Below are 14654 nucleotides of genomic sequence, written 5' to 3'. Positions count from 1 at the left end.
TCTCGGCCTCCGCTCGCGGCGGCCGACGCGCGGAGCTGCCGCTACGCTGGGCCGCGTGGACCCCGTCATAACGACACTCATCGTTCTCGTGATCGCGATCATCGCGTTCGTGAGCAACCGGGTGCCGTTGGAGATCGTCGCGGTCGGCGTTGCTCTCGCGCTGTGGGCAACGGGCATCCTCACGCTGCCCGAGGCGCTGTCAGGGTTCGGCGATCCCACCGTCATCTTCATCGCGACGCTCTTCATCGTGAGCGAGTCCCTCGATTCTTCGGGGGTGATGGCCTGGGCCGGCCAATGGGTGATCGGACGAGCCGGAACGAAGCGCAGCAAGATCGTCGTCGTGATCAGTCTTCTGGTAGCCGTGGTTTCGGCGTTCATCAGCATCAACGGTGCCGTCGCCGCGCTGTTGCCTCTCGTTGTGGTTGTGGCTGCGCGGGCAGGGATCGCAGCATCCAAACTGCTCATTCCCCTTGCCTTTGCCGCGTCGGCGGGCTCGATGCTTACGCTCACGGGCACACCCGTCAACATCGTCGTGTCAGACCTTGCCGCATCGAGTGGTGGTCGAGCATTCGGCTACTTCGAGTTTGCGCTGGTCGGCATTCCGCTGCTGATGGGCACCATCGCTATCGTGCTGTTGCTCGGGCCACGGCTGCTGCCCGATCGCCCGGCGGTCGCCGTGCCGGTCGATCTTGTGCGTCACGCCCGACTGCTGCGCAGCCACTATGAAGTGACTCTCGACACCGCAGCGATCATCAATGCAACCGATGGCGTGAGCGAGATTGTGGTGCCACCTCGTTCGCCGTTGATCGGCCAGCGGGTGGCGCCCGGAATGGCGGTGCCCGGCGAGGCACTGGTCGTGCTGGCGGTGCGGCGCGGAGACGACGTCATCAAAGACAAAGAGGTCATCGTGCGCGCTGGGGATGCGTTGCTGATGCAGGGCACCTGGGATGAACTCGTGCGCAATTCAGAACAGCCAGGAGTTCTCAGCGTTGACCCACCGCGTGCGCTGCGCCGCTCGGTGCCGCTGGGCAGAGGTGCGCGCCGTGCTCTGCTGGTTCTTGCTGGCATGGTGGTGCTTCTTGCGACAGGTTGGGTGCCGCCAGCAGTGGCGGGCCTGCTCGCGGTGGGCATGCTGATCCTTACCCGCACCATCACGTTTCCCCAGGCATATCGCTCGGTGTCTTGGACCACGGTTGTGCTGATCGCCGGCATGATGCCACTTGCTGCCGCCGTCACGGTCACCGGCACGGCTGACCTCGTCGCCGACTCGCTCATCAGCTGGCTGGGCGGGGCCAACCCGTACCTGTCGCTGCTGGTGCTGTGTCTGCTGACTCTCGTGCTCGGTCAGCTGATCAGCAATATGGCGACGGTGCTGATCGTTGCGCCGATCGCGGTCGCGCTGGCGGGCATTCTCGACCTGTCGGTCATGCCCTACATGATGGCGCTCACGGTCGCGGGCGCGGCTGCGTTCTTCACGCCCATCGCCACCCCCGCGAACCTGATGGTGATGGAACCCGGCGGCTACCGCTTTGGTGACTACTGGAAGCTAGGGCTTCCACTCGCCATCTTCTTCATCGCGATGGCTGTGCTCTATGTGCCACTGATCTGGCCCTTCTAGCTGCTGTCTTCGCCTGTCGTCGGGTTCCACGCCTCACACGCGCTTTCGTAGTCACGCATCGAGAGATCTGCGTATGCCCGTGACCACGCCACGATTGCTGCGCTCGCCGACTCGGGGTTGCCGATATAGCCGACGACACGCCCCGCGGTGAAGCTCTGCGCGTGCGACCTGCCGAGCACGGCTGCGCAGCCGAGCACGTAGTCGTGAAACGCCTCGTACGAGAGCCCTTCAAGCTCGATGGAGCCTTTCATATCGTGAAACTGCCGCACGTAGTAGTCGCGATTCGGTCCGCCGAGATAGCCGAGGAACGGGTCGGAGACGGCCTGCAGAATGCGCTGCAGGCCGACGACGCGAAAGCCGTGCCCATGCGTCGCGACACCTCGGGTGAGGCGTTCGGGTTGCTTCATCAGGCCGTGCAGGCTCAGCACCGATTCGCCCGCCTCTTTGATCTGCAAGACGATCGCGTCATCGTCGGCGCCCACGAGAAGTTGCAGATAGCACCGTGTGCCGACGCTCCCCACGCCGACAACGCGGCGCGCGAGGTCTCGGGGAAGATACTGCGACAGCACGATGTCGATGTCGATCGGCACGCTATCGCGGTACTGCCGAAACAGATAGCCGACTTCGTGGTCGGAGTGCGCGCTGCCTCCAGCAGCCTGTGCGTCGTCAAGACTGATTCGCTTCATCGTGGGTGGCTGATCGCGAAACCTCAGCGTGCCGTCTTCGGCGTGTTCGGTCAGTCGCTCCAGCGCCCGCGATCCGGTTCGCCGCTCGGCTGACGCAATGGCTGCCTTCGCCGCACGTTTGCCCTGTTTGCTCATGTGCTGGTTGGCGAACTCGCTGTTGAGGTGCATGAAATAGCGTTCCAGCGCACTCATGCTGTTGCTCGCGCGCAGCGAGCTGACGTAGGCGCGCACCGCGGCGTCTGCCGTGACTGTGATGAGTTGGTCGTCGTAGTTTGCGTGCCGGCCACCGATGACCACGCTCGTCACCAATCGCTTCACGTCCCATTCCCACGGCGCGATCGCTGCTTCGTCGAAATCGTTGAGATCGAATACCAGTCGCCGTTCGGGGGAGGCATAGAAACCAAAGTTGGTGATGTGCGCGTCTCCGCAGGCAGCAACCGGAATGTTCGAGCTGGGAGCATTGGCGAGGTCGGCGGCCATCAGAGCTGCCGTCCCCCGATAGAACGCGAAGGGGTTCGCGAGCATTCGTTGCATGCGCAGCGGAACGAGCTCTGCGACGCGATCAGCGTTCTGCTCACGAAGGTGGGCGACTGCGTCACGGCGGGGCAGATCAGTCAAGACGCCGAGCGATCGCCGTGGCACAGCTTTGCGCTGCTTTTGACCGAGTGCGCGAGCGTCAGCGCGCGAGACGATCGGCAGATCCCATGCGGGACGAAGATCATGAACGGCCATGATCAGATCATGGCCGACAACCGGTGGTTCCGCCACGCCTCGCCGAGAGGTCGACTACGAAAAGTCAGCGGCCACAGCGTTTCGGTGGTACTCGAAGATCATGCTCGTGCGGGTGGATGCGACACTCGCCCGCGCAGAAAGGTGATCGACGACGAAGCGACGCACCCCCGACGAGTCTTGTACCGCGATGTGCACCAAGAAGTCGTCGGTGCCGCCCACGAAAAAGAGTTGGATGACATCGGGGAGGCCTCGCACCTCGTCGGCAAACAGCCGGATGTTCTCTTGCCGAGCGCCAGGGCGAAGCGTCACGCCGATCATCGCCTGCAGCCCGCGACCGAGTGCCGCGTAATTCTGTGCCGCGTGTACTCCGGTGATGAGCTTTCTGTCGATCAACGCGCGCACGCGCGTGTGTGCGGTAGACGGCGCGATGTTGAGCGATGAAGCGATGTGGGCGATGGTCGCACGCCCGTCGGCTGACAAGATCTCGATGATCTGTTGATCTAGCTCGGTGAGCTCGGCAGGCATAGCGAAGATCCTTCATGCAGGGGCCTCGCGGTAGAGGCCGCAGTGACTATTCATTGGAGAAAAGACCTATTTGCCGATGAATCTATCAAGGTATGACGCACTAGCGAATGAATCTGGAAATGTGGGCCCTCTCAACACAATGAAAGAGTGCCCCATGCGTATTGGCGTCCCCACCGAGATCAAGAACAACGAGAATCGCGTCGGAATGACCCCCGCCGGAGTAGACACGCTCGTGCAGGCAGGCCATGAGCTGATCATTCAATCCGGTGCGGGGCTCGGCAGCAACATCACCGACGAGAGTTTTCGCCGCGCGGGGGCCGAGATTGTGACCACCGCAGACGAGACATGGGCGCGCGCCGAAATGGTGGTGAAGGTGAAAGAACCCATCGCCGCCGAGTACGCCCGACTGCGCTCAGATCTGACGCTCTTCACATACCTGCACCTGGCCGCAGACCGCCCGCTCACCGAGGCGCTGATGGCCGCGGGAACAACCGCGATCGCATATGAAACGGTGCAGACGCCCGACCGCGCGCTGCCGCTGCTCGCGCCGATGAGCGAGGTCGCCGGGCGCCTCTCGATCGTGGTCGGCTCACACGCGTTGCTGAAGGCGCAGGGCGGTCGCGGGATGCTCATGGGTGGCGTTCCCGGTACCCCGAAAGCCAAGGTGCTGGTGATCGGCGGCGGCGTTGCGGGAGAGCACGCTGCGGCAAACGCGCTGGGTCTGGGAGCAGACGTCGCAATCGTTGATGTGTCTCTGCCTCGCCTGCGTCAACTGGAGACTCGTTTTGCCGGCGCTGTGCAGACCCGAGCCTCAACCCGATACGAGATAGCCGAACAGCTCGCTGACGCTGACCTGGTGATCGGATCGGTACTCATCCCAGGGGCTGCTGCCCCCAAACTCGTTACGAAAGAGATGGTCGAAGCGATGAAGCCGGGTTCGGTTCTGGTCGATATCGCTATCGATCAGGGTGGATGCTTCGAAGGCTCGCGCCCGACGACGCACGATGACCCGACGTTCGCCGTGCACGACTCGCTGTACTACTGCGTCGCGAATATGCCTGGAGCCGTACCGCACACCTCAACCCGCGCGCTCAGCAACGCCACACTGCCTTACATCGCGTCGATCGCGAATCTGGGATGGGATGCCGCGGCCGAGGGCAACCCCGCGCTCGCCTCGGGGCTGAACGTTCGAGACGGTGTCGTGACCAACGCAGGTGTGAAAGCCGCACTCAGCCTGTAGAGACGATAAACGCGCGGGATCGCATGAGTAGTGCGATCCCGCGCGTGTGCCGTTGCGTGCGGCTACAGCTGGTTGGAGGCTTCGGTGAGGACGCTGCGGAGGATCTGTTCGATCTCGGTGAACTCGGCTGGTCCGATCGTCAGCGGGGGAGCGAGTTGGATGACGGGGTCGCCGCGGTCGTCGGCGCGGCAGTAGAGGCCAGCGTCGAACAGTGCCTTCGAAAGGAACCCACGCAGCAGTCGTTCGGCTTCGTCGTCGTTGAAGGTCTCTTTGGTCGACTTGTCTTTGACGAGTTCGATTCCGAAGAAGTACCCGTCGCCGCGAACATCGCCGACGATGGGAAGATCGGTGAGCTTCTCGAGTTCAGACCGGAAGATGGGCGAGTTCTCTTTCACACGTGCGAGCAGTCCCTCTTCTTCGAAGATGTCGAGGTTCTCGAGCGCGACGGCGGCAGAGACAGGGTGTCCGCCGAACGTGTAGCCGTGGTAGAACGCGGTGTCTCCGTGAGCGAACGGTTCGTAGATCTTGTCGCTGACGACGGTTCCACCCAGGGGGGAGTAACCGCTGGTGACAGCCTTCGCGAAAGTGATCATGTCGGGCTTATAGCCATATGCGTCGCAAGCGAACATGTGGCCTACGCGGCCGAATGCGCAGATGACCTCGTCAGAGACGAGCAGCACGTCATACTTGTCGCAGATCTCTCGTACCCGCTGAAAGTAGCCGGGGGGAGGGGGGAAACAGCCACCTGAGTTCTGCACCGGCTCGAGGAAGACCGCGGCGACAGTGTCGGGGCCCTCGAACTGGATCATCTCCTCGATGCGGTCGGCCGCCCAGACACCGAACTCCTCGAGGCTTTCGGTGGGGCCGCCCATTTCAGCCGCGCGGTAGAAGTTCGTATTCGGCACGCGAAACCCGCCGGGAGTGACCGGTTCGAACATCGACTTCATCGCGGGGATGCCGGTGATCGCCAGCGCGCCTTGCGGGGTGCCGTGGTACGCGACCGCGCGAGAGATGACCTTGTGCTTGGTCGGCTGCCCCTGAAGCTTCCAGTAGTACTTCGCAAGCTTGAACGCCGTCTCGACGGCTTCGCCGCCGCCGGTCGAGAAGAAGACCTTGTTCAAATCTCCTGGCGCATAGCTGGCGATGCGATCGGCGAGCTCAATGGCCGCGGGGTGCGCGTACGACCAGATCGGAAAAAACGCGAGCTGTTCAGCCTGCTTTGCCGCGGCCTGCGCGAGGCGCTTGCGGCCGTGGCCCGCGGCGACGACAAACAGCCCAGAGAGACCGTCGATGTATTTTTTGCCCTGTGAGTCCCAGATGTGGTGGCCTTCACCCTTGGTGATGATGGGCACTCCTGGCCCCTCTGTCATCACCGACTGGCGCGCGAAGTGCATCCACAGATGGTCTTTCGCCATCTCCTGCAGTTCAGTTTCGGTGCGCGCGGCGCGCTCGGACGATGTCGACATGGAAACTCCGCTCTAGGCCTTCTGATCGACATTACTCGCGAGACGCTCCGCCGAACCACGGCGGTTCGTCCGATTCAGCGGCCGCGAGCGCCGGACCGTCCGGAGCAGATGCGGGCGAAGGATACGTCCCCAGTTTTTCGCATCCTGCGCCCGCAAGATCAACCGGCGCCTCATGGCCCTGCTGCGGATCACACCCACTCTGTCTGAGCCGCCCGGTCCGCGCTATAGACCTAGGTCTATAGCCGCAACAAGACTGCGCGAAGATAGTGGTCACAACGGTGAAAGCGAGAGGCATGCGAGCGCAGCAACGGCAAGCAGCGCCGCGCGTTGCGCGTGCAGCATCCTTCGTTCGAGCTCTGTGGCTGATTGGCCTGATCGGCATTTTCGGGGGGCTCATCGAGCTGGTACTGGTATTCCCAGGCGCTGAGTATCCCGGCGTGATGGTGCTCTACACCGCGGTGTTCTGGGTGTACCTCGCGGCGGGCCTGGTCGCCTGGTACCGCCGGCCCAGCAACCCGATGGCTGCCCTGATCCTGGCGGGTGCTCTGGTCGTGTACCTGTCAAACCTGGGCAACGCGTCGCAGCCGATACTGGTGGGGATCGGGTCAGTATTCGCCACCACGATCTTGGCGGTGATCGTTCACCTGCTGCTCGCCTTTCCGTCTGGGCGACTTGGGAACAACGTTGCTCGTGGGGTTGTCGCCGGCGCCTACTTCGTCGCGGTAGTGCTGCAGACGCCGCTGTACCTCGCGACGTCTGAGACGGTGCTCGAGACGGCCATCACTACGCAGCGCGTGTGCGGCTTCGCGGTGATGGGAGCAACGTCGTTGATGCTCGCATTGCGCGTGCGTGCGGCTGACCCCGCGCACCGCAGGGTGCTCTTGCCGCTGTTCTCCTACGGGATGTTCGTGGTGCTGGGCGTTCCGTTCGCGTCGCTGCTGTTCGACGCGTTTGCCCCGCCGACGCGCGAAGTGGTGCAACTCGTATTGCTGATGGGCCTCCCCGTCGCTTTTGTATTCGGGATGCTGCGCGGTGGTTTCACGCACACCGGTGAGCTCACCGACCTGGGGGCGTGGCTGAGCGTCGATGTGGCGACAGGATCGCTCCAAGACGCGCTGGCGCTGACTCTCGGCGATGACACCGTGCGCCTTGGGCTCCGCGGCGGCGCCCCAGGAGAGTTCGTTGATGAGACTGGCGCGGCAATGAACGTCGCCGCGCGAGCATCCGGCCGCGAAGTTGTTGAAGTGACGGTGGCGGGGGAGAGCATCGCCGTCATCGAATATGACTCCCGCATGAACGGCAACGCCGAGCACGTGCGCCGGGCGGGTCAGGTGCTCGCCGTCGCGCTGGATCGCACGCGGCTGTCAGCAGAACTTCTCAGCAGCCAGCGCAAGTTGCGCGAGTCCCGAACTCGCATCGTTGATGCGGCCGATCACGAACGACTGCGCATCGCTCAAGACTTGCACGATGGATTGCAGGTGCAATTGGTGCTGCTGGCCCTTGAAGCCCAACAGATCGCGGGCATTGCTGACTCCTCGCCAGCGACCAAGGCTGCCGCGACCACACTGCGAAAGCGCATCGACTCGGCGGCAGCTGATCTTCGGCGACTCGTGCACGACGTCTTGCCCCTTACTCTGACAGATCGAGGCCTGAGCGATGCGGTCGAAGACCTGGTCGACCGCATGCCGATCCCGACCACCTTCGAGGTGCACCCGCCCGATCTGCACCTGTCAGAGCCGGTGAGCAACACTGCATACTTTGTCGTCGCTGAAGCTTTGGCCAATACCGTCAAGCATGCTGATGCAAGCTCGGCGCGGGTGACGCTTGTTCAGACTGCGCACGCACTGCACATTGACGTTACCGACAGTGGGCGCGGCGGTGCGATTGTTGCGGGTCGTGGGTTGCGGGGGCTTGCTGACCGCGTCGATGCGCTCGGTGGAACCATAGAACTGCGTTCAACCGATCGTGCAGGACTGACCCTTTCGGTGGAGTTGCCATGCGAGTCGTGATTGCAGAAGATGAAGCGCTGCTGAGGCAGGGTCTCGACCTGGTCTTGGCGCAGGATGGCTTCGACGTGGTAGCGGTCGTTGCCGACGCCGTGCAGCTTGACGCTGCCGTCGTTCAGCATGAGCCCGAACTGGTCGTCACCGACATTCGCATGCCACCGACGTTCACTGACGAGGGGCTTGCCGCCGCGGTGCGCATCAGGAAGCGCTGGCCCCAGACCGCGGTCGTGGTGCTCTCGCAGCATGTGCAACGTCGCTACGCCGAAGAGCTTCTCGGCGATGGGCGCGGAGGGGTGGGCTACCTGCTGAAACAGCGGATCGCCGATGTCGAAACCTTTACTCAGGATCTCTGGCGGGTCGCCGCTGGAGGCACCGCTCTCGATCCTGATGTGGTCGAGATCTTGGTTTCTCGTGCGCAAATGCTCGGAGGCGGCGTCGAGCGCCTCACGCAGCGGCAGCGAGAGGTGCTCGCGCTGATGGCCGAGGGTCGCAGCAACACCTGGATTGCTGCGAGCCTAGGCTGCTCAGATAAAGCAGTGGTGCAGCACACCTCTCGCATCTACGACGCCCTTGGCCTTCCTGTCGATGCCGATGATCACCGTCGGGTGCTTGCGGTGCTGCACTATCTCACTGAGTGACCCGCCTCACTGAGTGACCCGACTCACTGAGTGATCCGCGCGGCCGCGCGGATCGACCGGCTCGGTCCGACAGTCAGCAGTTAGCGCTGCTGAGCAGGATATTTTGTGGCGCCTTCCCCCAAATATCCGGATCTTCGCGCTGCCGGGGGTAGTCAGGGTGAGAAATGCAGCAATTAAATCTTGACAAACAACAAACAGGGTCTCTACTCTCGCAAGAGTAGAGAACCGTCGCGACGAGGTGGCGGTTGTGCAATCCGAGCAAGGTCGCATAGTTGCGACGCGCCGAGAGGATTCCCGTGTACAAAGCAGTACGAAGCGGCCGATCGAAAGCCCTCGCGCTTTTGACCAGCGCCGCAATCGCCCTCCCACTGACCATGATGTCGGTCGCGCCCGCACAGGCCGATGAGGTGACACTCGTGGGCGTAGGCGATGCGCTCACCGCCGCCGTCGAGGAAACGCCCGAATTCAGTGCGCTCCTCTTCACCAAGACCGCCGCCTTCCGGCACGGGAATATCCCGACCGCGGTTGCGGCGGTCGAGCAACTTGGAGCCGAGAACAACTTCACCGTTGAGGCCACCGAAGACGCGGCGGCCTTCACCGATGAGAACCTCGAGCAGTACGACGTCGTCATATGGCTCTCCACGACCGGAGACGTTCTCGACACGACCCAACAGGCCGCTTTCGAGCGCTACATTCAGGCGGGCGGTGGCTACGCAGGCATTCACGCGGCAAGCGACACCGAGTATGGCTGGGAGTGGTACGAGGGTCTCGTCGGCGCATACTTCGAAGGCCACCCCGCACAGCAGAATGGGGTCATCGAGGTCGAAGACCACGCGCACGAATCCACCTCTCACCTCGGAGACACCTGGGCGCGCTTCGATGAGTGGTACGACTTCCAGACCAACCCGCGCGACGACGTGCACGTGCTGCTCTCGCTGGACGAGTCGTCGTATAGCAACGGCGGCATGGGTGAGGACCACCCCATCGCGTGGTGCAACGTCTACGACGGTGGCAGGTCCTGGTACACCGCCGGCGGTCACACCGACGCAGCCTTCGCGGAGCCGGACTTCCTCACGCACGTGCTCGAGGGCGTGCGCACCGCGGCCGGTGTCGTCGACTCAGACTGCAGCGCATCGCAGTCTGACAGCTATGAGCTGGTGACGCTTGCGGACGACACCGGAAACCCGATGTCACTTGAGATCGCAGACGACGGCACCGTGTTCTACGTCGAGCGCAACGGTCGCATTCAGCGGATTGACGCCGACACTCAGCAGCGCACCACAGCGCTGACCCTGAGCGTGACTCTCGGCAACGAAGATGGCCTGCTCGGCGCGGTGCTCGACCCCGACTTCGCCGAGAACGGCTGGATGTACGTCTACTGGTCGCCGTCTTCGGTGTCGGCAGAAGATGGCCCGCACAACCGTATCTCGCGCTTCACCTATGACGCTGCGATCGACGCTTTCGATCCCACCTCGGAGCAGACGCTGCTGAAGATCACGACGCAGCGCGACGAATGCTGCCACGCCGGTGGCGACATGGTCTTCGATCTCGACGGCAACCTCGTGCTGGCGACGGGCGACAACACCAACCCATTCGCTTCGAACGGCTTCTCGCCCATTGATGGGCGCGACGGGCGCTCGGCGTGGGATGCCCAGCGCACCTCGGGAAACACCAACGATCTTCGAGGCAAGGTCATCCGCATCACCCCGCAAGACGATGGAACCTACACGATTCCGGCGGGGAACCTGTTCGATGAGGCCGCTGATACCAACGATCAGACTCGCCCCGAGGTCTATGCGATGGGTTTCCGCAACCCGTTCCGCATCGGACTGGACCCCTTCAGCGGCAACATTCTCGTCGCTGACTATGGCCCCGACTCGGGCAGTTCGAACGCCAGCCGCGGGCCAGCTGCAACGACGGAATGGAACATTGTCGATGAGCCCGGCAACTATGGCTGGCCGTACTGCACGGGTGAGACCTGCTACATCGACTACGACTTTGAGACATCTACGTCTGGCGAACGGTTCGACCCCAACGCGCTCGTCAACGACAGCCCGGGCAACACTGGCCTCAGTGAGCTGCCCCCGGTGATCACCCCTGAGTACTGGGGTGTGCGCAACGCCAACGACAACCCGTTCCCCGAGATTGGCGCGGCCGGCTACACCGGTGCTCCCATGGGCGGACCGGTTTACGCCTACGATCCTGAGCTCGACTCCGACACGAAGTGGCCCGAGTACTGGGATGGCAAAGCATTCTTCGGCGACTGGAACCTCGGTGAGGCCTTCAGCATCACGATGAATGAAGACACCGCCGATGCGCCGCTGCACTCCGAAATCGTCGGCGTCACGCGGATGCTTCCCGGGATCCTCGATCCTGACCATGGGTTCTATCGCGTCATGGACGCACAATGGGGACCCGACGGCTCGCTATACGTGATCGACTGGGGCCAGGGATTCGGCGGCAACAACTCGAGCTCGGGCGTGTACCGAATCGACTATGTCAAGGGCAACCCGTCGCCGATCGCTCGCGCAACGGCCGACAAGACAAACGGGTCGGAAGAGACGCTCACCGTGCAGTTCTCGTCGGAAGGCTCACGCCACCCCTCAGGCGAAGCGATCACGTACCTCTGGGACTTTGGTGACGGAAGCGCCACGACTGACGAGCAGAACCCGCAGCACACCTACACCGGCTACGGCGAGTACACCGCGTCGCTGACAGTGTCGGATGCTGAAGGCCAGTCTGCGATCGCTTCGATCAACCTCGTGGTCGGGAACGTTGAACCGACGGTGAACATCGTGTTCCCCGAGAACGGCGGATTCTTCGAATGGGGCGACGAAGTCGCGTACCAGGTCGTCGTTGACGATCCTGACGGCAGTGGCGAGATCGACTGCTCGCAGATCGAAGTGCTGCCGGCACTGGGGCACGACTCTCACCAGCACCCGATGGGCCAGCTCAGCGGCTGTGAGGGAAGCATCCCGACAGGTCGCGATGGTGGCCACGGCATCACCGAGAAACTGTTCTGGGTCGTCGACGTGCGCTACACCGACGACGGTGGCGCAGCGAATGTTCCGCTGACCGGGTATGGCACCAACCTGCTGACGCCCAAGTACCTCGAGGCTGAGTTCTTCGCAGATACCGCAAACCTCGACGGCAGCGACGGTGTTCGTACCGAGACGACCGAAGATACCGGCGGCGGAATGAACCTTTCCTACGTCGATGTCGGCGACTGGTGGTCGTACGAGCCGATCAACTTCAAGGGCATTGACTCCGTGCGCGCACGGTTGGCTATTCCCAACGGTTCGGGCAGCATCTCGATGCGCTGGAACGCCCCTGATGGCGAAGAGCTCGCGACGATTCCGTTCACTTCGACAGGCGGATGGCAGAGCTACCGCTACTTCGACGTCGACCTTGAAGACCTGCCGACTGAGACGGGCACGCTGTACTTCGTGCTCACAGCAGGCAAGGTGAATGTCAACTACTTCGAGTGGGTGGGCGCTGGGGTTGACGCCAATGGTCTGCCCGTCATCACCCTTGACGCAGATCAGACCACCGGCAGTTCGCCGCTGACCGTCAATGCGACGGCTTCAGCGATTGACCCTGAAGGTGGTGAGGTCACGCTCGAGTGGAACGCAGGACTCGGCGACGGTTTCTTCGAAGGTGACGGCGAGCAGCAGTTCGTCTACACGCAGGCCGGACAGTACGTTCTGACCGTTCGGGCAACCGACGACACGGGGGCCACCAGCGAAGAGTCGGTGACGATCACCGTTGAGCAACCTGCAGTGGGCGTATGTTTCTCGGGCCGCTCGGATGACTTCCTCGGTGAAGCGCTCGACACCGATCGGTGGGACAGCAACGTTCGCCTCAACCAGGAAGCGGTTGTTGAAGACGGGCACTTGGTCATCCCCGCGACGAAGACCGATATCAACGGGGCAGGCGGAGACGCATCGAACATCATCCTGCAGGAGCTGCCTGACGGCGCTTGGCAGGCGACCGCCAAGGTCACCTTCGAGGCTACGGCGCAGTACCAGCAGGCTGGCCTGATCGTCTACGGCGACGATGACAACTACGCGAAGATGGTGCTTCAAGCCCGAAACACCACCGGCACGCGCATCTTCCAGTTCATTCGGGAAGAGGCGGGCGTGACCAACGAGGTCGCAGCGTCCAACACAGGCAACCTTGGTGCGGCGTTCCCCGAGACCTACTTCGTGCGGTTCACGAGTGACGGCACCAGCCTTAACGCGTGGTACTCGGCAGACGGCATCGACTTCACGATGATGTCGCAGACGAAGCAGTTGGCGGGCATCGAGAATCCGCGCATCGGCCTCGCCGCGTTTGCAAACTCGAACTCGCCACGCGAGGTCGTCGACGCACACTTCGACTGGTTCCACATCACCCCCGACGACACCGCAAGCGCAGCCACACCGAACGACGAGTTCGACGGCGACGCACTTGACACGTGCCGCTGGACAGTGGTGGATCCGGAGCCCGAGGGGTTCCGAGTCTCGGATGGACACCTGGAGATCGACACCACGCCGGAAGACATCTACACCAGCGCAACCGGCGCGCCGAACTTCATCGTGCAGGATCAGCCGGGTGAGGAATGGACGGTTGAGACGAAGGTTGATGCTTCGGCACTCGACCGCCGGTATCAGCAGGCAGGATTGATCGTCCTCGGCGATGACGACAACTACGTCAAGATCGACCTCGTGTCGACCAACGCTGGTGGTTCGGCAGTCGTGCGCAATCTAGAGATGCGAAGCGAGATCGGCGGCGCGATTCAGACCCCGCAGGCTACTGTCACCGGCTTGTCCACTGACGGAAACGTGTGGCTTCGACTCTCGAAGGCAGGCGACACGTTCAGCGGCTCGTACAGCACCGACGGAGACACCTGGATCGCGATGTCAAATGTCATGACCAACGCTCCCGCAGCGGAAGGACAGGTCGGCGTATACGCGCTGGGCAACTCCAGCCAGGGAACAGTGTCGCGCACTGCACGCTTCGACTACTTCCACGTAGTCGAGGATGCTGCGATCGACCCGCTGGAGATCAGTTCGACGCTCGCGCCGGCTGAGGCTGGCGGCGCTGACGGATGGTACACCGGGCCCGTGACGGTTGAAGTGTCTGTCACTGGCGGCGGCGAGAGCAGCGTCTACCGCGAGGTGAACGTCAACGGCTCGGGCTGGGTGGAATACACCGCTCCCATCGAGGTCACGGATGACGGCGAGCACACCGTCGAATACCGCGCATCGAGCCCCGAAGTCGACCCGGTCGACGATGAGGTCTCGTTCAAGATCGACGCGACGTCTCCCGAGATCGAAGCGTCAACGGATCTTGATGCGCAACCGCGCACTATCGGTCTCGTTGCTGAAGATGCCACCAGCGGCATCGCCTCGATCCAATACCGCCTCGACGATGGCGAATGGATCGAGTATGACGCAGTCGTGGAACTCAGCGATGACGCGCAGACGATCACCTACCGCGCCACGGACGAGGCTGGAAACACCTCAGACGAGGGCTCGATCGAGGTGCCAGAGGTCGCCGAGGTTGATACTGAGCGTCCGGTGGTGGTGTTGGTGTCGCCTTCGACGGCTGGTCCGTTCCAGGCGTTGTCGGTGAAGGTGGATGCGACCGATAACGCGGGGCTGCATCGTGTGGTGGCGAACATCTATAAGGATGGGTTGCTGGTGAAGAGCACGCAGTCTGTGGCGGATGGGGCGACGGAGTTCTCGCACTCGGCGACGGT

The 14654-nt window shown here is 62.8% G+C and carries 8 protein-coding genes; 5 read left to right on the top strand and 3 right to left on the bottom strand.

Going from position 1 to position 14654, the window contains the following annotated elements:
* The first annotated feature begins 55 nt into the window (after window positions 1–55).
* Window positions 56–1618, top strand: a complete 1563-nt coding sequence (locus WDU96_RS00040; RefSeq protein WP_337336437.1) for an SLC13 family permease — start codon at window positions 56–58, stop codon at window positions 1616–1618.
* Here WDU96_RS00040 and WDU96_RS00035 read toward each other — a convergent pair.
* Together WDU96_RS00035 and WDU96_RS00030 are read right to left on the bottom strand one after the other, a co-directional pair.
* Window positions 1615–3072: a DUF2252 domain-containing protein gene (locus tag WDU96_RS00035; protein WP_337336436.1), complete on the bottom strand. Its 1458-nt coding sequence runs from the start codon at window positions 3070–3072 to the stop codon at window positions 1615–1617. The genes WDU96_RS00040 and WDU96_RS00035 overlap by 4 nt on opposite strands.
* Before the next feature lie 18 nt (window positions 3073–3090).
* The gene (locus tag WDU96_RS00030; protein ID WP_337336435.1) at window positions 3091–3561 is read right to left on the bottom strand and encodes an Lrp/AsnC family transcriptional regulator; all 471 of its coding nucleotides are present in this window, start codon (window positions 3559–3561) and stop codon (window positions 3091–3093) included.
* Window positions 3562–3715: 154 nt separating this feature from the next.
* Here WDU96_RS00030 and ald point away from each other — a divergent pair, with 154 nt between their 5' ends.
* Window positions 3716–4801: an alanine dehydrogenase gene (gene ald / locus WDU96_RS00025; protein ID WP_337336434.1), complete on the top strand. Its 1086-nt coding sequence runs from the start codon at window positions 3716–3718 to the stop codon at window positions 4799–4801.
* 62 nt (window positions 4802–4863) lie between these two features.
* Here the strand turns inward: ald and WDU96_RS00020 are convergent, their stop codons facing one another.
* Window positions 4864–6267 (bottom strand): aspartate aminotransferase family protein, encoded by a 1404-nt coding sequence (locus WDU96_RS00020; protein WP_337336433.1) that lies wholly within the window; start codon window positions 6265–6267, stop codon window positions 4864–4866.
* 293 nt (window positions 6268–6560) lie between these two features.
* On the opposite strand from WDU96_RS00020, the gene WDU96_RS00015 reads away from it, so the two are divergent.
* The 3 genes from WDU96_RS00015 to WDU96_RS00005 all read left to right on the top strand — a co-directional run.
* Window positions 6561–8276 (top strand): sensor histidine kinase, encoded by a 1716-nt coding sequence (locus WDU96_RS00015; protein ID WP_337336432.1) that lies wholly within the window; start codon window positions 6561–6563, stop codon window positions 8274–8276.
* A complete protein-coding gene (locus WDU96_RS00010; protein WP_337336431.1) occupies window positions 8264–8911 on the top strand; it encodes a response regulator transcription factor in 648 nt (215 codons plus the stop codon). Before WDU96_RS00015 ends, WDU96_RS00010 begins: the two co-directional genes overlap by 13 nt.
* Before the next feature lie 296 nt (window positions 8912–9207).
* On the top strand, window positions 9208–14654 hold a 5447-nt coding region (locus tag WDU96_RS00005), incomplete at its 3' end, for a ThuA domain-containing protein (protein ID WP_337336430.1).

The organism is Microbacterium marmarense (genome assembly GCF_037204165.1).
Lineage (GTDB): Bacteria > Actinomycetota > Actinomycetes > Actinomycetales > Microbacteriaceae > Microbacterium > Microbacterium marmarense.
The sequence above is the reverse complement of the archived record's forward strand: the minus strand, read 5'-3'. Positions and strand labels throughout refer to the sequence as shown.